The sequence below is a fragment of the Parageobacillus sp. VR-IP genome, from assembly GCF_013357975.1.
In the GTDB taxonomy this organism is placed as follows: domain Bacteria; phylum Bacillota; class Bacilli; order Bacillales; family Anoxybacillaceae; genus Saccharococcus; species Saccharococcus caldoxylosilyticus.
In genome coordinates this window covers 241,721-260,420 of record NZ_JABVYQ010000002.1, presented here as the reverse complement: position 1 = coordinate 260,420, position 18,700 = coordinate 241,721, and the positions used below count along the sequence as shown (strand labels likewise).

The 18,700-nt window shown below is 41.8% G+C and carries 14 protein-coding genes; 10 read left to right on the top strand and 4 right to left on the bottom strand.

Going from position 1 to position 18,700, the window contains the following annotated elements; translation table 11 throughout:
- The first annotated feature begins 222 nt into the window (after positions 1-222).
- From HT574_RS06800 to HT574_RS06765, 8 genes are all read left to right on the top strand, one after another.
- Positions 223-1,497: a nucleotide sugar dehydrogenase gene (locus HT574_RS06800; RefSeq protein ID WP_175243981.1), complete on the top strand. Its 1,275-nt coding sequence runs from the start codon at positions 223-225 to the stop codon at positions 1,495-1,497.
- A 24-nt stretch (positions 1,498-1,521) separates the two neighbouring features.
- Positions 1,522-2,247 (top strand): WecB/TagA/CpsF family glycosyltransferase, encoded by a 726-nt coding sequence (locus HT574_RS06795; protein WP_175244201.1) that lies wholly within the window; start codon positions 1,522-1,524, stop codon positions 2,245-2,247.
- A gap of 56 nt (positions 2,248-2,303) precedes the next feature.
- Entirely contained in the window at positions 2,304-3,413 is a 1,110-nt protein-coding gene (locus HT574_RS06790; protein WP_175243980.1) for a glycosyltransferase family 4 protein, read from the top strand.
- A 38-nt stretch (positions 3,414-3,451) separates the two neighbouring features.
- Positions 3,452-4,867, top strand: coding sequence for an O-antigen ligase family protein (locus tag HT574_RS06785; RefSeq protein ID WP_175243979.1), 1,416 nt, complete (start codon positions 3,452-3,454; stop codon positions 4,865-4,867).
- 427 nt (positions 4,868-5,294) lie between these two features.
- On the top strand, positions 5,295-8,600 hold the full coding sequence (locus HT574_RS06780; RefSeq protein ID WP_175243978.1) for an S-layer homology domain-containing protein: 3,306 nt from the start codon (positions 5,295-5,297) through the stop codon (positions 8,598-8,600).
- An 880-nt stretch (positions 8,601-9,480) separates the two neighbouring features.
- Positions 9,481-9,735 (top strand): hypothetical protein, encoded by a 255-nt coding sequence (locus HT574_RS06775; protein ID WP_175243977.1) that lies wholly within the window; start codon positions 9,481-9,483, stop codon positions 9,733-9,735.
- A 1,326-nt stretch (positions 9,736-11,061) separates the two neighbouring features.
- The gene (locus tag HT574_RS06770; protein ID WP_175243976.1) at positions 11,062-12,402 is read left to right on the top strand and encodes a trypsin-like peptidase domain-containing protein; all 1,341 of its coding nucleotides are present in this window, start codon (positions 11,062-11,064) and stop codon (positions 12,400-12,402) included.
- Positions 12,403-12,470: 68 nt separating this feature from the next.
- On the top strand, positions 12,471-12,722 hold the full coding sequence (locus tag HT574_RS06765; protein ID WP_175243975.1) for an S-layer homology domain-containing protein: 252 nt from the start codon (positions 12,471-12,473) through the stop codon (positions 12,720-12,722).
- Between the two features lie 138 nt (positions 12,723-12,860).
- Here the strand turns inward: HT574_RS06765 and HT574_RS06760 are convergent, their stop codons facing one another.
- A complete protein-coding gene (locus tag HT574_RS06760; protein ID WP_175243974.1) occupies positions 12,861-14,045 on the bottom strand; it encodes an efflux RND transporter periplasmic adaptor subunit in 1,185 nt (394 codons plus the stop codon).
- A gap of 18 nt (positions 14,046-14,063) precedes the next feature.
- Positions 14,064-14,723, bottom strand: a complete 660-nt coding sequence (locus HT574_RS06755) for a hypothetical protein (RefSeq protein WP_175243973.1) — start codon at positions 14,721-14,723, stop codon at positions 14,064-14,066.
- A gap of 232 nt (positions 14,724-14,955) precedes the next feature.
- On the opposite strand from HT574_RS06755, the gene HT574_RS06750 reads away from it, so the two are divergent.
- Both HT574_RS06750 and HT574_RS06745 read left to right on the top strand, forming a co-directional pair.
- The gene (locus HT574_RS06750; RefSeq protein ID WP_175243972.1) at positions 14,956-16,164 is read left to right on the top strand and encodes a polysaccharide deacetylase family protein; all 1,209 of its coding nucleotides are present in this window, start codon (positions 14,956-14,958) and stop codon (positions 16,162-16,164) included.
- A 90-nt stretch (positions 16,165-16,254) separates the two neighbouring features.
- Entirely contained in the window at positions 16,255-16,488 is a 234-nt protein-coding gene (locus HT574_RS06745) for a hypothetical protein (RefSeq protein ID WP_175243971.1), read from the top strand.
- A 68-nt stretch (positions 16,489-16,556) separates the two neighbouring features.
- Here the strand turns inward: HT574_RS06745 and HT574_RS06740 are convergent, their stop codons facing one another.
- Both HT574_RS06740 and HT574_RS06735 read right to left on the bottom strand, forming a co-directional pair.
- Positions 16,557-17,150, bottom strand: a complete 594-nt coding sequence (locus tag HT574_RS06740; protein WP_175243970.1) for a class D sortase — start codon at positions 17,148-17,150, stop codon at positions 16,557-16,559.
- Position 17,151: 1 nt separating this feature from the next.
- A complete protein-coding gene (locus HT574_RS06735) occupies positions 17,152-18,462 on the bottom strand; it encodes a processed acidic surface protein (protein WP_217499440.1) in 1,311 nt (436 codons plus the stop codon).
- Between the last annotated feature and the right edge of the window lie 238 nt (positions 18,463-18,700).

Here is an 18,700-nt window from a genome sequence, read left to right as displayed (position 1 = left end):
AAACGTTTCCTCCCTCTATCCAATATCGTTTTTTCTTAAAAATAATTTCTGCCACAAAAATCAACCTTAATTGTAGCATTTGCCTATTCTATATTCAATGATGCAAAATATGTCGTAATTTGATATACTATATCATGATTGACAAAAACGGCTTGCAGTGAGCATAATGAAGCGTGGCAAGTACATTTGCCAATTTCTAAACCAAAGCGAGGTTTTTTTGCGATGAAAAAAGTTTGTGTAGTTGGACTAGGATATATTGGACTGCCGACATCAGCGATTTTCGCAAATGCTGGCTTTGAAGTCGTCGGTGTGGATGTAAACGAAAAAGTCGTACAAACATTGAACACAGGCGAAATACATATTGAAGAAAACGGGTTGCCTGAACTTTTCAAAAAAGTAGTGCAAGAAGGCAAGTTCAGAGCTTCACTTGTTCCCGAAAAGGCAGATGTGTTTATTATCGCCGTTCCAACACCGATTCACGAAGACTATACAGCAAATATTGATTATGTCGTGGACGCGACGAAATCGATCGTTCCTTATTTAGAAAAAGGAAATATCGTTATTGTGGAATCGACGATTCCGCCTCGCACGATGGATGATGTCGTCGCGCCGATTATTCGCGAACACGGGTTAGATCCAGAAAAAGACATTTATTTGGCGCATTGTCCTGAACGGGTATTGCCAGGTCGTATTTTAATTGAACTTGTTGAAAATACAAGAATTGTCGGCGGTGTCACGAAAGAAGCGGCGAAAAAAGCGGCTGACGTATACCGCGCCATCGTCAAAGGCGAAGTGATCGAAACAGAAGCCGTCACCGCCGAAATGTCGAAGTTAATGGAAAATACGTTTAGGGATGTCAATATCGCACTTGCCAATGAACTGGTTAAAATTTCGCAACGGATTGGCGTGAATGCGCACAAAGTCATTGAACTGGCAAACAAACATCCTCGTGTCAACATCCATTTGCCGGGCCCTGGCGTCGGAGGCCACTGTTTGGCCGTTGACCCTTATTTTATTATCGAAAAAGCGAAAGAAGAATCACCGTTAATCCAAACGGCTCGACGCATTAATAATTCCATGCCGTATTTTGTCGTGGAACAAATTCAACGCATGACCGCCGAACTTGCGTCCCCAAAAGTGGCGATTTTTGGCTTGACGTATAAAGGAAATACGGATGACGTGCGGGAAAGCCCGGCGATTAAAATCTATGAATTATTAAAGCAGCACAGCCGGTTCGAAGTGCGCGCGTACGATCCGCATGTCAAACAAGAGCAAGTATCTTTTCCGCTTTCTACGTTGGAAGAAGCCGTTCATGGCGCGCACTTAGTTGTCGTTCTCGCTGACCATAACGAATTTAAAAACATGAAAGCGGAAGATTTTGCAGCGATGAAAACAAAGGTCATTTTCGATACGAAAAACTGCGTGCATCTTAACGATGAAAGCATAACGGTATATAAAATAGGAAATTTATATTCTGTTAAAGCAATCCAAGAATAACAGCCAAAGAGAGTATGATCGGTGATGGGGAAAGAAAAATATTTAGACGTGTATGTTTCCACGCTAAATTACGACGAAATTCTTGCCGATATCGAAAAGAGAATGGCAGCAGGAGAAAAATCAACCATTGTTGCGGTGAATCCGGAAAAGCTCATTGCCGCCAGTAAAGACGAAAACGTCAAACAGCTCATTAACTCGGCGACGTATCAAATTCCCGACGGCATTGGGGTCGTGCTCGCATCAAAGCTGAAAGGCGGACGCATCACCTCGCGCGTGACGGGGATTGATATGATGGAGCGGTTAATTGAGCTTTCCGCAAAAAAAGGGTATCGCGTGTTCTTATTTGGCGCGAAAGAAGAAGTCGTCAAAAAAGCGAAGGAAAATCTCGAAGCAAAATATCCTGGATTGCAAATCGTCGGTTACTCCAACGGCTACGTCAATGATTACGATTCGCTTATCCAAAAAATTAATGAGTCGAATGCCGATATTTTATTTGTGGCGCTCGGAAGCCCTCGGCAAGAGCTGTGGATCAAAACATATATGAACGATTTGAACGTGAAAGTGCTGCAAGGCGTCGGCGGAAGTTTCGACGTGTTCGCGGGGCATGTCAAACGGGCGCCAAAACTGTTCCGCAATCTTGGGTTAGAATGGTTTTACCGCCTTGTGACAGACCCGAAACGGTTCAAACGGCAGCTTGCATTGCCAAAGTTTTTATGGAAAGTATTATGGGAAAAACCATCGATGGAATGACCGGTTTGGGCCAATAAGTCGTGTCTCGTTCATTCCAACAGCAAGGGGAGATTCGGTTGAAAGTATTGCACGTCATTAGCGGCGGGGAAACGGGAGGGTCGCGCAAACACGTCGTCACCCTGTTATCCAAATTCCCGAAGGAGACGGCAACGCTCGTGGTGTTTCAAGAAGGGCCGCTCGCGAAAGAAGCGCGGGAACATCATATTGATGTCCGCCTCCTTCCGCAATCGTCCCGCTATGATTTGTCTGTCTTGCATAAGCTCGTGGAGCTTATTCAGCACGAGCGCTATGATTTGTTGCATACGCATGGTCCGAGAGCCAATTTATATGGCGCGCTGATCAAGCGGAAAATCGGGATTCCGTGGATGACGACGATTCATAGCGACCCGCGCCTTGATTTTATGAAATCGGGATTAAAAGGCTTCCTTTTTACCCGCTTAAATTTATGGGCGCTAAAAAAAGTCGATTATTTCTTTGCCGTGTCCGAGCGGTTTAAAGACAATCTCGTCGCCTTTGGCATTCCGAAAGAGCGGATCAAGACGATTTACAACGGCATCGACTTCAACGAAACATCTCCTGACCATCTGCTGCAACGAACCCATGTTGGCGTGAACGAAGACGACTTTGTCATCGCTATGGTCGCAAGACTGCATCCCATTAAAGGTCATGCGCTTGTATTCGAAGCGCTCCAATCGCTGCCGTATCGTGACATCAAGCTGCTAGTCGTCGGAGACGGTCCGCTGGAAGAGGAGCTGAAAGAAAAGGCGGCGAATCTGCAAATCGAAAATCAAGTGAAATTTCTTGGGTTTCGTCGCGATATCGCCGCCATTTATTCCCTCTCTGACGTCGCGCTCATGGCTTCTTACAGCGAAAGCTTTCCGTTAGCCTTGCTCGAAGCGGCCAACGAACGTATTCCCGTCATTTCCACCGATGTTGGCGGAGTTAGACAGCTCATTGCCTCTAAGGAGATGGGATGGATCGTTCCTGTCGGCGACAGCGCGGCGCTGGCTGGGGCAATCCAAGAAGCGCGCGAAAAAAAGCAACAATTAAAACAAATGGGGCAGACGTTGTACGAATATGCCTCTTCCCATTTTTCGTTACATCGCTTGTACAAAGAAACAATCACTACTTACCAAAATGTGCTGGAGAAACATCATCAAAAATGATTTTCGCAAATCGAAGTGAGTAAAAAGGAGTTTAAGCGATGCGTCTTCAACAACCGTTTACTTATTATGCTGTGATTTTATCTCTGTTTCTCGTTCCGCTTGTTTCTTATAAAACGTATATCGGCCCTTTGCCGCTGTCAGCGGAAGTCGTGATGATTCCGTTGTTAACAATCGCCGCTATCGTAGATTATGCGCAGAAAAGAATCGCGTTGAATGATTTCAACATAAAGCCGATCGCAGCGGCGTTTCTGTTATATTTCATCATTGCGGTTATTTCGTTAACGCAAGCGGTCAGCCTTGCTCCAGCCGCAATGGAGCTTGCCCGCTATCTTTCGTACGTTGTCTTGTTTCTGATTGTCGTGAAAGTTCGCTTTACGCGCGAACAATATATCCACTTTGCAAAAGTGTTTGGCCTATCCGTCTTGATCATCGGTGTTTACGGAATTGTGCAATACATTTTCGGCATTTCTTTGAATACCGCCGGGTTGTATGCCCTAAAGGAAGCGAAGGGACGCGTAGACTCAACGCTGGTGAATCCCAATTATTATGCCTCTTTTCTTAATTTTGTCATTCCGACTTTAGTGTTACTAGCGGTTGTATATTTCAAAGATAAAAAAGCGCAGCTATTGATGTTCGCGCTGTATGGCATTTACGTAATTAATTTGGTGCTCACCTATACGCGCGCGGCTTGGGTGGCGATGATCGGCGGTTTCGTATTAATGGTCTTGCTCATTCCGAAAGATTTCATCAAAAACGCCGTTCGTCCGCATATACTTCTCTCTTTCGTCGTCTTGCTTACGGTTGTCTACTTCATGCCGGACGTCCAGTCCCGTACGTATTCGGCGCTGTACGCGATGCAGAAGATTGTCATCCGCCACCTTCCAATGAATATTACTGACCATATTGCTAACGGGGACGTTTCGCAAGGAAAAGACGGCGGATTTTTTGCGGAAGAGCCGGGGGACGAGGAAAAAGTACAGGACGAAGCAACGACGAGCCGCGCTGTTGTCTCCCGCGTCACGCTATGGAAAACGGGATGGGTGATGATGAAAGAAAACCCTATCCTTGGTGTTGGCATCGGAAATTATCTGGTGAGATACAAAGACTATGTTACAAAATATCCAGAACTGTATATCGGGCATGATCAGTATTCCGTGCACAACTCCTATTTAAAGGTCGGCGCGGAAACAGGATTTATTGGGCTAGCCGCATTTTTGGCCATCTATGTCATCTATTACGTGTACTTGCTCCGCCTTTATTTTTCCGCCGCCAACCGGTTAAGCAAGATCGTTGTCATCGGGTTGATCGCCGGAAGCGCTACGTTCATGGTGCAAAACTTGTCTAACAATCTCATTTTCATCCCGCAGTTGAACACGATCTTTTGGCTTGTGTCGGGACTGGCCATCGCCTTTGTGCATCAAAATAAAGAAAAACCAGCAAGCATGCAGGAATAAGCTGCATGCTTTTTTTTTTTACAAAAAACATCCATGAGTAAATTTTACTCCCCGCCAGGCATGAAAATAGCCCTAACCACGCATGGATCTGTTATTTTCAAGAAAAGTAATTTATAATTTTTCTATTTATGTATAATGCCTGTTATGGGAAATTAACGTTTATTAACCAAATAAAGCATTTGTTACATAAAAAACGCATGTGATGAGAATTTTGTAAAAAAACAGTTGAAAAATCCTATGTCTTTGGTAGAATAGTAATAGAGTTTGGGAGTTTTGGAGCTTTTATGTTTATTATTTATGCCTTTTCTACTATGAAATGAATCATAGAAAGGCTTTTGCAGCTCCTAATCTCGGTAACTGATCGATGGTATTTATGATACCTTCGATTCATCATAAAAATATACACAAAACGGGGAGGAAATCATTCATGGCTTATCAACCTAAGTCCTATCGCAAGTTTGTTGCAACAACTGCAACAGCTGCCATGGTCGCATCTGCGGTAGCTCCTGTAGTATCCGCTGCAGCAGGCTTCACAGATGTTGCACCGCAATATAAAGATGCGATCGATTTCTTAGTTTCTACAGGTGCAACAAACGGCAAAACAGACACAAAATTCGGCGTTTACGATGAAATCACTCGTCTGGATGCAGCAGTGATCCTTGCAAAAGTATTAAAACTGGACGTTGACAACGCAAAAGACGCAGGGTTCACAGATGTGCCAAAAGACCGTGCGAAATACGTCAACGCGCTTGTAGATGCTGGCGTATTAAGCGGCAAAGCGCCTGGCAAATTCGGTGCATACGACAAATTGACTCGCGTGGAAATGGCAAAAATCATCGCGAACGCTTATAACTTAAAAGGCGATGATGTAACACTTCCATTCACGGATGTAAACGATACATGGGCACCGTTCGTAAAAGCACTTTATAAAAATGGAGTAACAAAAGGTAAAACAGAAACAAGCTTCGGTGCATACCAAAACATCACTCGCGGTGATTTTGCGGTATTTGTATATAGAGCGGCGAATGTTGATGTAGAACCTGAAGCTCCACAAGTAGTTTCAGTAAGTGCGATTAACGTTAATAAAATTAAAGTAACATTCAACAAAGCAGTTGACACTACAAAAGCTAAATTTGAAGTTAAGCGCGGTACAGTTACTGAAGATGTAAAAGTAACTTGGAATGAAGCTAAAACTGAAGCTGTACTTGAAAAAACAGCTGGTAACTTCACACCTGCTGAATACACTGTAACGGTTTCAGGTATTGAAGGTCTTGAAAATGCTACTAATACTGTAAAAGTAGAAGCAGAAGTAGTGAAATCAATTGAAATTGTAAATACTCAATTACAAAAATCATCTAATGCACCATTAAATGTTAAATTCATTAACCAATATGGTGAAGAAGCAACAGTTTCTCCTAGCGATGTAACAATTACTGCTTATAACAAAACAAATAGCGCTCGTGCTGTTACACCAGTAAACGGAAAATTCCAATTAAATGCATCAGCTGCTGAAGTAAAAGACGAAGTTCAAGTTACTGTATACTACAAAGGGCTTACAGTTACTAAAACTCTAACTGTTGTTAACCCAGCTACTGTAGGTAGCGTAACTCTTACTGAAGCAGTATTACCAACTGGTAAAACATTCTTCACTCCATCTGGAACTAAAGATGTAGAAATTAAATACACTGCTCAAGATATTTATGGTGAAAAGTATGATTTAACTGCTAATGATGTTGCAAATGGAGCAATTAAATTCTTCTCTTCTGATTCTGAAGTATTAAATGTAAGTGATATTTCTATTACTGATGATAACAAAATTAAAATCGCGAAATTTGGTAAGGCAGGCACTGTTACTTTAACTGTTTTATCTACTGCGACAGGTCAAACTTCTCAATTAACAATTGAAGTTAAAGAAGATGCTGGCAAACCTTACTCAGTAGAGTTAGACAAAACAGACTTAACTGTAGCCCAACCTACTGCTGAGAAAAAAGTATATCTAACTCCAACTGTAAAAGACCAATATGGCACAGTTATTACTGCTAAAGACTTAAAAGCAGAAGACTACACTATTGCTGTAAGTAATAAATCAGTAGTTTCTGATGCTAAATTAGTAACAGAAGCAGGAGAACATCAAGGTCAAATTGAATTAACTATACCAGCTAATGCTCCTAAAACAAGTGCAACAGTTACTGTAACAGTAAACAGCACAGGACAAAAAGCTACTGCAAATATTACTATCGGCGAAGCAGCAACTCCAACTAGCATTGTAGTAGAAAAAGATTTCAATGTTCCTACGGCTTTACTTGCTGGTGCACAAAAAACTTTAAAATTTGATGTAAATGATCAATATGGCAATCTATTTGATGGAACTAGTGACTATACTGTAGCTTACACAACAAGTGATGATACTGTACTTGCGCTAAGCAATCCATCTGCTGATGAAGCAGATCCATCTGTAGTTGTAAAAGCACTAAAAGCAGGTACAGTTACTATTAAAGCTCAACTAAAAGACAAAAATGGAGTAGTAGTTGCTGAAAAAGCATTAACAATTCAAGTTATTGCTAATGACTCTACTAAAGTTTCTTACAGCATTCCAGCTATTGCTCCAATTTATAAAAAAGCTGTGGTAACAACTCCATCAGATGATACTGAGAAAAAAGCTGCAGTTGATAGTGGCTATGCAGAAGAAGTTGCGATTAACGCAACAGATGCAAGTGGTAATGTAACACTTGTTCCTACTTCTGCAGTAGTAGGTACTCCATCAATTACTTTGAAAGATGCACAAGGTAATGATGTGAGTGATAAAATTGGTATCTTTGAATACGATGGTAAATACTACTTATATACTCAAACTGATTTTGCTGCTGATGACTTTAAAAAAGCCGATGGAACAACTACAGACTTAACAGGTACTATCAGCTTTACAATTAACGCTGACGATACTGTAAAAGTTGTAACTCAATCATTCACAGTATCTAAAGATGATGCAAAAGTTCAATCTATCGCTTTCAAGGATAAACCTTATAATGATCCAGAGGCTGATAAAGCTACTGATGTAACTGCATTTGAACTTGCTAATGCTGCAGATTATGCAGATGCTGGTAATAAAACTGTATATGTATGGGCTAAAGACCAATTTGGTGGTTATGCGGCAGCTGCTGATACAGTAAGATTTAGCTTAGCTAATGTAAAAGGTGTAGATGGAATAGCTAATGATACTGTAGATGTGGACCCAGATACTGGTGTTATTACAATCGAAGATAATCCAAGTGGCTCAGCTGATACAGTATTCACTGTAAACAATGCTGCTTTCCGTTTGATTGCTCAAGCTAACGGACAAACAGACTTTGTAACATTCACAGTTGCTGATGGTGTACTTCCAACAGCTGCTGCGACAGGTGCAGTTTCTGTAAAACAAGCTACAACTGGAACTTACGCAGCTAATGATACAATTACAATCAAATTCAGTGAAAAAGTAAAAGTGGCTAACCTTGTTGGTACTAATGGTGCACCTCAAAATATCTTAATTCAAGGTGGTACAGGTGCAACTTTAGATGCTTCTACTATCGCAGCTGCAGATGCTGACAGCAACGGTTATGCAACAACTTTTGTCATTACACTTAAAGGTTCTCCTGTCGTTGCTTCAGGTGATAAACTTGTTGTAACTGCTAATAAAGTTGAAGATGTAGTTGGCAACACTGCATCTGCTGACGTTGAATTCTTATTACCTTAATTGCACAACTAAAGTTTGAATAATATAGAAAAGCTCTGTGGAGAGAAATCTCTGCGGGGCTTTTCTTTCTTCAATCTAAAATGAAAAAAGACGAAGCAACCTTGGCTTTCTCTTAAAATGGACGACCTAGTAGTAACCTAGAATCTTAATTAACACCTCTTCTCGTTTCTGTCTTATTTTGTTTGTCAAAATACGGACCAGTCAAGAGTCAACAATTTTAGCTTGTCCACTTTTAACCTCTATTTCCTAGCTAGACTCTAGTTAGTTCGGTGCTTGTCACCACTACTCTGAAAATGTCCAAAGTCCTGCAGAGGGAATTTTTATTCTCTTATATGCTGCTATGCTTATGCCACACCACAAACCGCTCCGTCCTTCTGTTTATTTCTCCCGCTCCCATTCCTTCCCACAGTCAGGACATTGCCATTTCATTACTCGATCTTTCTCTAGACTTGATATGCCAATTTTTCTGCTAAAATGGGTAGCATTGCCGTAATGACGCTGTCATTCTTTTGGAATCGGATCTCCCTGCAAATCAGCGCCGCAGTATGGGCAGAATTCTTTGTTCTCGTCCATGCTTTGGTTGCTCCTTTCGATTGGGCTTTGGATTTATTTTAGCTGCCTTGATTTTTACCTTTGTGATAAGGATACCATAACTCTTGGGATACGATCGATAAGCGGTTTTCTGGAGAAAGCCGATCAAGCCTTATATCGGGCGAAGGAAACGGGGAGAAATAAATTCGTAAAATGGCCTCTTTCATATCGTAGGACATGGGGTGTAAAGCCGATACACAAAGCCTCCAAATCTCTTTTCAAGTGATGATGTTCAACCATATTGTGAAAAAGGAAGGCGGTAATGACTGAGGGTGGATGAGGCTGGCCAATGGTCAAGCCTATGCTTATGGATATTTTATGTCAGACAAAAAATAAAAGCGAGAGGGAAGAGGGATATGTCCAAATCATCGATGACGGAGGGATGGAGAGAATGACGCGGCCGCTATTGATTATAGGGGAAATCTTCACCATAACAGACAAAATCCGCTCAACGAATCAAAAAAAGTTAAGTAGATTTGTTATTTTACAGGAAGAAGTTCGAAGTGAAGGGTTAAAAAGGGGGGCAATAGGCAAGTTAGAGTAATCATGTAGGATCGATTTTTGTCTACTTTTTCTCTTACAAACGAATTTCATACAAGACCTTTGTGGTTAGATGGATCTTTGTGAGCGATGGATCCATTTTTCTGTCAGCACGATCATTTGTAAACAAGGAATCGCATTTCATCCTGCATGTTCTTTTCTGAAGATCAGCAGGCGCTATTCTCCCTCCTGTGTTCAACATTTGGAAACACCTCATCGTTACGTTCATTTGTCATGATGATTCGTCTCATGAGCCATTTAGATTTCTTGAATGAGTGTCCATTTTTGTTCCTGGCGCTGCTTTTTCCTCTTTTTTGCTTTGTCACTTCGATTTCATGAACAGATGTGTTCGATTCACTCCATGTCATCACAGAAGGAACGAGGGATAAAAGAAGGAAATCTAGTCTCTTCTTCGCACTCCCGATAAAATGCCATCGATCGTACACATGAAGGATGGAAGGATTGGCATTAGAATCACTTGACGGAATCCTGTAAATCCATCCCTGCTCATCACTTGTGCATGGGAATATGTTTTCAGCCATTCGGCAAGTGTTTGCGGCAGCCGATTTGGCAAGAGAGCAACAGGTGATGACTGCGAAGATCACAAATCATCATTCCATACGTATGGACTTTTCGAAAAGCCAAATCATCGATTTCGAGGAATGGGAGACACCTCCACAGGAATAGGAGTTTTATAAATCATCGTTAACAATGAATCATGGCTGATAGGCAGATGAATCGCTTGTGCAATCTTTTCAACTGCTAAACAACTCGTGGAAAAGGCAATTTGTCGCAAAGTGTGTCCTGCCCGAAGGGTACGACGACCATGCGGCGCCAGCCAGTCATAACGCTTAGTAAACACTTTAACGGAACAGGAAGGATCATCGCAAAACCATTTTCGAGAAATAAGCAGGAGTCGAACAGGCCGATAGGAAGATCTTGAATCACACGTGTATACCGACTATGCGGGCGGGAGGAAACATGATGACAGGCAGGACAGGGAGAAGACTCTCGGTTGCTTTTTACCGTTAAACATAAACTATCATCAACATCAGACACATCTAGTAACTTGATAGTTGAATCAAGAGGAGACCAAGAAAGGTTAATCATCGTTACGAGCCCCTTTATTTTTATTGATATCTATTATATCCATGTAGTTAATAGAAAGTTATCTCCCCAAATTAGCGTAAGAACTAATTTTAAATCGTTGTTGACAATAGTTTGTTTATCGCAGAAAATCACCCATTATTGTAGATATTTTGTTGAAATAGGTATATTTTACTAGTATGATAGAAGTATATAAAATGATCAAAGGGTGGGGGTTTTTCGCGTGTATTGCGCTAAATGTGGAAACAAAACAGAGTCTGGGGCAAAATTTTGCAGCAACTGTGGTGCTTCTGTGCGGCCTCAGTCTAATAAGCTATTAGTGATGACGGCTATATTCATGTTTGTCGTTTGTGTTAGTATTTGGACGGCACTTGTCCATCAATGGCGATATGATGAGAAAAAAACAGAGGAAGTCGCCAGCAAGCCAATCGAGCAGGTAAAAAAAGAAAGAAAAACACCTGTGGAAAAAGTGAAAAGCCAGACCGCACCTGCCGCCAAAGCAACAGCGGCGAATACGAACAAAGACGTAACGAAAATTATTGCCGAAGCGCAAGAAAAAGTATTTACCATTTATACTGGCTATTCGCAAGGATCCGGTTTCTTAATCAACAAACAAGGAGATGTGTTAACGAACGCGCATGTGGTCGAAGGGTCGATTGACGTCATGGTTCGTGACAGAAACGGAGAAGAATTTCAAGGAAAAGTAATCGGTTACAGCAACGACATCGATGTTGCCGTTGTGCGCGTTCCTGCGCTGAAAAATAAAAGCCCGCTTCTTTTGGAAACAACAAGAAAAGCGCAAGTTGGCGAAGAAGTCATTACGCTCGGAAGTCCGATGGGATTGGAAAATACAGCGACATTTGGGTATATTAGCGGCGTAGACCGTAATTTCGTGATCGAACCGCATATATATGAAGATGTTTACCAAATCTCTGCCCCGATGGCGCCTGGAAACAGTGGCGGACCGTTATTGGAACGAAAAACAGGAAAAGTGCTAGCGATTAATTCGGCGCGCCATGCAACAGAGGCGAATATCGGTTTTAGTATCCCAATTTTTAAAATATATAGCCTTATACAGAAGTGGATTTCCTCACCGCTTGCGGAAGATGAGATTTATGCAATGTTTTACAACAATGAAGGAATGTATTTTTATCAGAGCCTCGAAGGTGAAGGGTATTTCGAGGGCGGAGATTACAGCGAAGCATATGATACATACGATGTTTGGAACTATGATGAACAAGAGTCCGAAACGGATAGTGAATATGAAAACGACGATGAAAGCGATGCGATAGAAGAAAATGTGGAGATGGACGATTCCATTGATGGAAGCAATATCTCTGAAGAGGAAAGCTGGCATGAGGAAGAAATAAACGACGAACCAACGGATGAAAAAACAGATCTAGAAGAAGAGCCGTCTGATGGAGAGGAAACGGTTGAAGATCATGAATTAAATGAGAGTGAAAGTTACGAAGGTGAATGGGATGAAGGAACAACGGATGAATCACCGCAGGACCAATCAACGGATCCATCAACAGATCAAACAACAGATCAACCGATGAATTAATACAATCCTCTCCCCATTGGGATGCGTGCCTGTCACCCACCCGTAATGCGATGAGAGCGCAAGCGGCTATGATGATCGAACGAGTGATGAATCTCTCTTTCTTAAACGATGACTTTACCAAACTGAACAAAAACAGAAAAGTAACAGATTTTGAGGACGTAAAACAAATTGGTGCTTCCTCGCGGAAAGCCGTTGAAAAAGTATATCAAGCGGTATTTTCCATGGGAGCAAATGGGCGCTTTGAACCAAACAGCTATATCAAACGCGATCAAATGGCGAAAGTATTATTGGCATTTTTAGTATCCGCGAAGTTGATGTAAACGCCTTTCACTTTCTGAAAAAGCCCGAAAGCCCTGCGGAGAAAAGTCTTTGTAAGGCTTTTTCGCCGCGAAGGAAGAAAAAACTGGCCTTTCCTGCATGTATTAGGAAAAGGCCAGTTTTTCTTTAGAAAACCCTTATCAATAGAAGGAACGGAAAAATCCGTCGAGGAAGTGTTTGACGATGTCCCATTTCGATAATTGCTTGATTGTTTCTTTTCTTGGTTTTTCCACCTCAAGCGGAACGATGACGTCCATTCCGTGTTTCATCTGTTTTGTCGGATGGGACACAATATATTCGTTTTGGCGCAGGCCTTGCTCGATTTCTTGTTTCTTTCCATGTTTGATTCCTAGTATTACGTTTCGTTTTTCGAGTTTGCCGTTATGAATGACATAGACAAATGCTTTCGTTTTTTCATGCCACACCGCTTCGGCAGGAACGGTAATCACGCCGTTTTTTTCTTTTGTCACTACGGTGATGTTTACATGATACCCGAAAGGAAGTTGTTTCGGTTGTTCGTTGAGTTGCACAGTAAACGGATATTCGCTTTTTTCTTGAAAGCTCGCTTCTTTGATTGGAAATTTGCCGATATCGGCAATCGTACCGGCAAATGACTCATGTTCGTTCGGAACGTTGACGGTCGCTGTCTGTCCGACAGCGAGTTTTCCAATGGTTTCTTCCTTCACTTTTCCGCGAACGATAGCGGAAGGGGAAGCGATGGTGATCAGCGGTTTGGACTTGTTATAGCTGATTTCTTCGACCACGCCAGCTGTGTTGCTTTCCACGATCAGTTCGTCTTTTTTCTCTGTGAGTTCATGTTGTTGTTCCTCATATTCCTTCATTTGCCATTCGAGCAGCGTTTTTTCTCGCTTCGCTTCCCTTGCTTTTTCCTCCCATTGCATCTTCTCTATGCTATCTTCTTTGGCAGAAGAGGACATGGCTGTGTAATCATCGATATCTTTAGAAAGCTGCTCGATTTGCGCGTTTAATTGTTCTTTTTTTCGTGCGATTCGATGAATCTCCCGGTCGATTTCTTCATCCACGTAGCGTATCAGTGGTGTGCCGACTTGTATTTCTTGTCCCTTTGTGACAAGGATTTCATCGATGGCGCCAAGCTGCGGATTATAGTAAATGAATTTTCGCTCTGTTGGCACGGTCATGCCGGTAGTATGGACGGTTTCTTTGATATTTGTTTTTTCTGGTTTTGCCCGTTCGTTCACATAGACCGATTTTGGAATTTTGCTTTGGGCATGAAACAAGATGTAAAAGTTTGCGCATATACATAGCACGATGACGATGAATATGTATCGTTTCCATCGTTTCATTGGTATTCCTACCTTTCATTAAAATCCATTAAACGGAAATTCTGTGCCTGCTGCTGCTAATAAAGCGAAAAAGAGGTAGACGGCGATAACGATCATCGCGATGCGTTGAACCGATTTTTCCGTCAAGGAGCGAAGAGCAATGATTTGTATCGATATGGCCCAGATGGAAAAGAGTGAAACGGTTCGCAACAGCGCCCATATAAAGGCATGTTTCGTTATGTAAGGCCCCCACACACCAAGGGAAAATGGGGAAAAGAGATCCTTTACGCCGAAAAATAGTTGGAATGGAAAGAGAAACAAATCTTCGAGTAAGAAAATGAGCAAAATCGGCAGTTGAATTGTTAATAGTTTCACAAAATCTATATCAAAAAGCAAATAATAAATGATAGAGGATATGAATAAAAATAATAGTGGAACGCACAGACCGCCCAAGGCATGGCTGAACGCGAATAAAAGCTGCAAGAAAGCAAATTGTTCGCCGGTGTACCGGTCGAGATGCTTGGTCAGTTCTTCCGTGCCAATGCCAAAATAAGCCCGCAGCAACGAAAGGATGACGTTCATAAGCAAGAGAAGAAGGGCGACCAATATTACATTTTTCACCCGTTCCGCTTCTCTAAGCTGGGCAAATGCGATTTTCGGATGAAGAATTTCCTTTAGCGGATTGCTTTTATACATCATAGACTAGTCCCCCATATGTATCAATATAGGCATAAGCATATTGTAATACAAATGTGCAGAATTTGTCATCAATCGAGTATTTCTTTTACAAAGAGGCAAATTTTTACCTGTTACGATCACATTATGTTATCATTCGAAAGTAATGTTTATGTTTAAGAGGAAATGGTACAAAAATCATGGTAAACTAAATAATGCTAATAAAATAGAATCGATGATACAGGGAGGGAATCCGTTGCGCAGCAGGGTACTAGGCATCATGATGATGTTGGTTCTTCTGTTTTTATTGCCTTATGAAAAGCAGGCTTCCGTGAATCAAAAAATATTTATTCGAACCACCGGTCCATCTATTCAAACCATCGGTCCATCGGCCCCCGTGTATGCATATGTGGCAGATGAGCTTCAGGAAGTGGGAAAAATATATCATGGACAAGCCTTTGAAGTAGTCGGAGAAAACGAAACCTATTATTTCATTCACTACGGCTTTGTAAAAGGGATGGTGAAAAAGCAAGACGTAAGACTTGGAAAGCCGGCGGAGTTTACGAAACTAGCAGACCGCTTAAAAAGAAGCGTGATTGGAACGAAAGATTTGCAAGTGTATATGTTCCAAAATGGAAATAAACAGTCGATTGGGGAGATTCATGCGGGCGTTCGTTATCCAGTGAAGGAGGAGACGAAACAGTTTTATGTTGTGGAGTTGGGAGGACGAGACGGGTATATTTATAAACATATAACGGAGAAAGACCCAGGAGTTCCGGTTTTGTTATATCATCATATTTTGGAAGATAAAGATGAGCGGATTTTCCGGGCTACGACAACCGTCCCGTTAAGCCAATTTACGAATGAAATGAATTACTTAAAGGAGCAGCATTATACGACGATTACTCCGCAGCAACTGTTGGCGTATGTCAAGAAGGAGCAGCTGCTTCCGCCAAAATCGGTATTGATTACATTTGATGATGGGTTGAAATCGAATGATGTGTACGCGTATCCGTTATTGAAACGGTTGAATTTTAAAGCGACGATCTTTATGATTACAGGGCGGATGCGACCGGCTCCGCAGCCGTTTGACCCGAGCGGCTTGCAGTTTTTAAGCAAGCAGGAAGTAGCAAAAATGCAGGATGTGTTTACATTTGAAAGCCACACGAATCATTTTCATTTATTTGATAAAAAGAACGGGCCTTATTTATTGTTTAAACCGTATCATGAAATTATGGACGATTTAAAAGCGAGCATCGCCAAAGTAAATGCGACGGCTATCGCGTATCCGTTCGGTGCGTACGACAAACGGACGATTCAAATCGTGAAAGATGCGGGGTTTACGATGGCGTTTACGACGAAAAAAGGCACGGTTTATCCAGGTGATCCCGTTTTTGAGTTAAAACGGCAGTGGGTATATCCTCACATTACATTGCAGCAGTTTGAGCAGTTATTGACTCCATAATACAAAACATCTCTTTTCATGTTTGGATTGACTCATTGATTTGGGACATTGCCTATTTCCGAAACTCAACAGGAGGCAGGCAATTTCATTTTGCCTTTTTACAGTTGCGCTAGGGAAATAACTATTTTTCTTGGGAATACAATGTTTAAAAAAAATTCTATTTACGGCATGATGATGGCAGTTCTCTTTCATTTTGTGCCTGTCACGCTTTACTACACGCAAGCAACGTATTATATGGATGCCGTTCATGTTGGTGAAAAAAGTGTTTCGCAAGCCAAGAGCGAATCACAAAACCCCCACGGAAACTCCGTGGGGGGTGTATAAAAAGGATTGGTGACTGACACAACGGTGTTTTTATGAAATTTATAGAGAGTGAAGGGATAAAGCAGGCATCAATGTCTTGTCGCCACTAAGTTAGCGACGAGGATATACCGCTTTGGTGCCGCGCCGATGTAGTGAAACGGATAGCAGGTGGAGACGGTTAATGTAGCTTTTGGCTTGGGCACAATCACGGTTCTGTCATCGGCATCTACAATTCGCACTTTGCGGACTTTATAGGTAAACTCTCCAGCGATCGTTTTGACAATCAGCAAGTCTCCTTTTCCCACCTCGCCCAGTCTGCGAAAGACGGTGTCGCGATGTCCTGCAAGGACGCAGTTATCTGACTCTCCTGGCAGGACGCTTCCAGCGTAATGACCGACTCCTTTTTCTAACTCCTCTTCATTGGTGCCATGATAAATCGGAAGACTGGCGTTCAGTTTCGGAATGATGAGCTCCCCAATATTTTCGCCCACTTTTGGTTGGCGCGGGTAAATCGTTGCTGCAGTTTTTGGCGGTGTAGAGGCTGCTTTCGTTGCTGTTTCCGTTGGCGCCGGTTTTGCGGCGTTGATCCCCTTTGCGTATTGGTAGCCGTTGAGCAAGACGAGAGCGAAGCCAACCACCATCAAGCTAATGCCAAGAAAGCGAACGATTCGTTGTTTTTGCATTTTATTTTGCTCCTAATCCTTTTCGCACACGGAATAGGAACGCTCCCAAAGCGATGAATACAACGCCTATAAGCACATTCGATACATATGGGGAAGCTGTTTTTGGAAGTTTTGCTCCTTTTACCGTTCTTTTTACCGGTTTTAGTTTTACCTTTTTCTCAATCTTTTTCTCTATCTTTGCGACTTTTCCAGCTTTCTCTAAATCTTTGCCTACGTTTTCAAATAAATCAGAGTTGAACATGTCCGCTGTCAATATGAAGTCGGCAAGCAGTTCGCCTTGTTTGTTATAAATTTCGATCAAGAGGTCATAGCCGTTGGTGGATTCCATCGTTAGCAGCGTCGCTAGGCTTAATGGCTTTTTCTCCCCGTTTTTCGTCAAATAAAATTTCACATCCAATTGGAAAATGTCAAGCATGTCGTGTATCACATCGGCAATTTCCGCTATTTGCGCCGGGGACAACTCTGTTACCCCTTCAAAATCGTACGAGCTAATGGCTTCCAGCCGCCGGCCGATTTCTTCCATTTGGCTCGCAAATTGCGGATCTTCCATATTCAGTGATTGGAAGTGATGATACAATTTTTCGAGTTCAGCGTTCGTCAGACCAAGCTCTTCTAAATCAGGAAGCATATAATCGACAATGGCTTCTGATAGTTCTTCCACTGTCGTATAGTTATGTAACGAATCGTGGTTTGCCGCAAGCAACTCTTCCAATTGTTGTCGTGTAAGTCCGAGTGTGTCTAAAAGTTCGTTCAATGTTTCTTCCGTAAGCGGAGTTAAGCTTTGATAATAATCAATCGCATCAGCCAATTCGCCGATGGAGCTGTAATCTTTTAATGATTCATGATGACTGCTAAGGAGCATAAGTAATTGTTCTTTCGTCATATTCCGCTGTTGCAAGAAATCGGCAAGCGTTTCTTCGGTAATCGGTGTTGAATAGGATTGTTCAAAAAGGAGGAACTCTTCTAAGTCGTTATAAAACTTAAACGCTTCCGTAATTTCTTCGTTTGGTTCTAGTTCACCGTTATCGATAAGAAGTTGTTTTAATTCCTCTTTCGTTAATCCGTAATCTTCAAGCAATTGTTCTAAATTTTCTTCTGTCAATACATCGCCAAGCTCGTTGCGAAGATCGTTGACATCTTTAAAATCTTCTAATGTGTAGCCATCGTAGCTTAAATATTCTTCTAGTTCTTCTTGTGTCATACCGATCCCATTTAAGTAGGTTTGAAGCTCAGGATCATTAGGACTAATCGCAAAAGCAGAAGCAGGCAATGTTGCGATTGCAAGAGATGCCGTGATAGTAAAAATAATCAATTTTTTTATAAAATAACCTCCATAGTAAAATAATACTTGTTTATACTTGTTTAGTATAAATCAAAATGAAAGATAAAGAAAATACTAAATTTATGGAATTAGTATAATAAAAGTGAAAGAGGAACATTGGGAACAAAGTAGACATTTCTTCCAAAAGATCATTGAGGCGGAAAAAGTATTTCTAGATTTGGGAAGGAATCAAAGTGGAGAACGATCAAAAAATTAGCCGGCCGCAAAG

Bases quoted from the DNA above. Each gene is read 5' to 3' on its own strand.
- HT574_RS06800 (WP_175243981.1), top strand. From the start codon at position 223: ATGAAAAAAGTTTGTGTAGTTGGACTAGGATATATTGGACTGCCGACA.
- HT574_RS06795 (WP_175244201.1), top strand. From the start codon at position 1,522: ATGGGGAAAGAAAAATATTTAGACGTGTATGTTTCCACGCTAAATTAC.
- HT574_RS06785 (WP_175243979.1), top strand. From the start codon at position 3,452: ATGCGTCTTCAACAACCGTTTACTTATTATGCTGTGATTTTATCTCTG.
- HT574_RS06780 (WP_175243978.1), top strand. From the start codon at position 5,295: ATGGCTTATCAACCTAAGTCCTATCGCAAGTTTGTTGCAACAACTGCA.
- HT574_RS06775 (WP_175243977.1), top strand. From the start codon at position 9,481: ATGGTCAAGCCTATGCTTATGGATATTTTATGTCAGACAAAAAATAAA.
- HT574_RS06765 (WP_175243975.1), top strand. From the start codon at position 12,471: ATGATGATCGAACGAGTGATGAATCTCTCTTTCTTAAACGATGACTTT.
- HT574_RS06760 (WP_175243974.1), bottom strand. From the start codon at position 14,045: ATGAAACGATGGAAACGATACATATTCATCGTCATCGTGCTATGTATA.
- HT574_RS06755 (WP_175243973.1), bottom strand. From the start codon at position 14,723: ATGATGTATAAAAGCAATCCGCTAAAGGAAATTCTTCATCCGAAAATC.
- HT574_RS06740 (WP_175243970.1), bottom strand. From the start codon at position 17,150: ATGCAAAAACAACGAATCGTTCGCTTTCTTGGCATTAGCTTGATGGTG.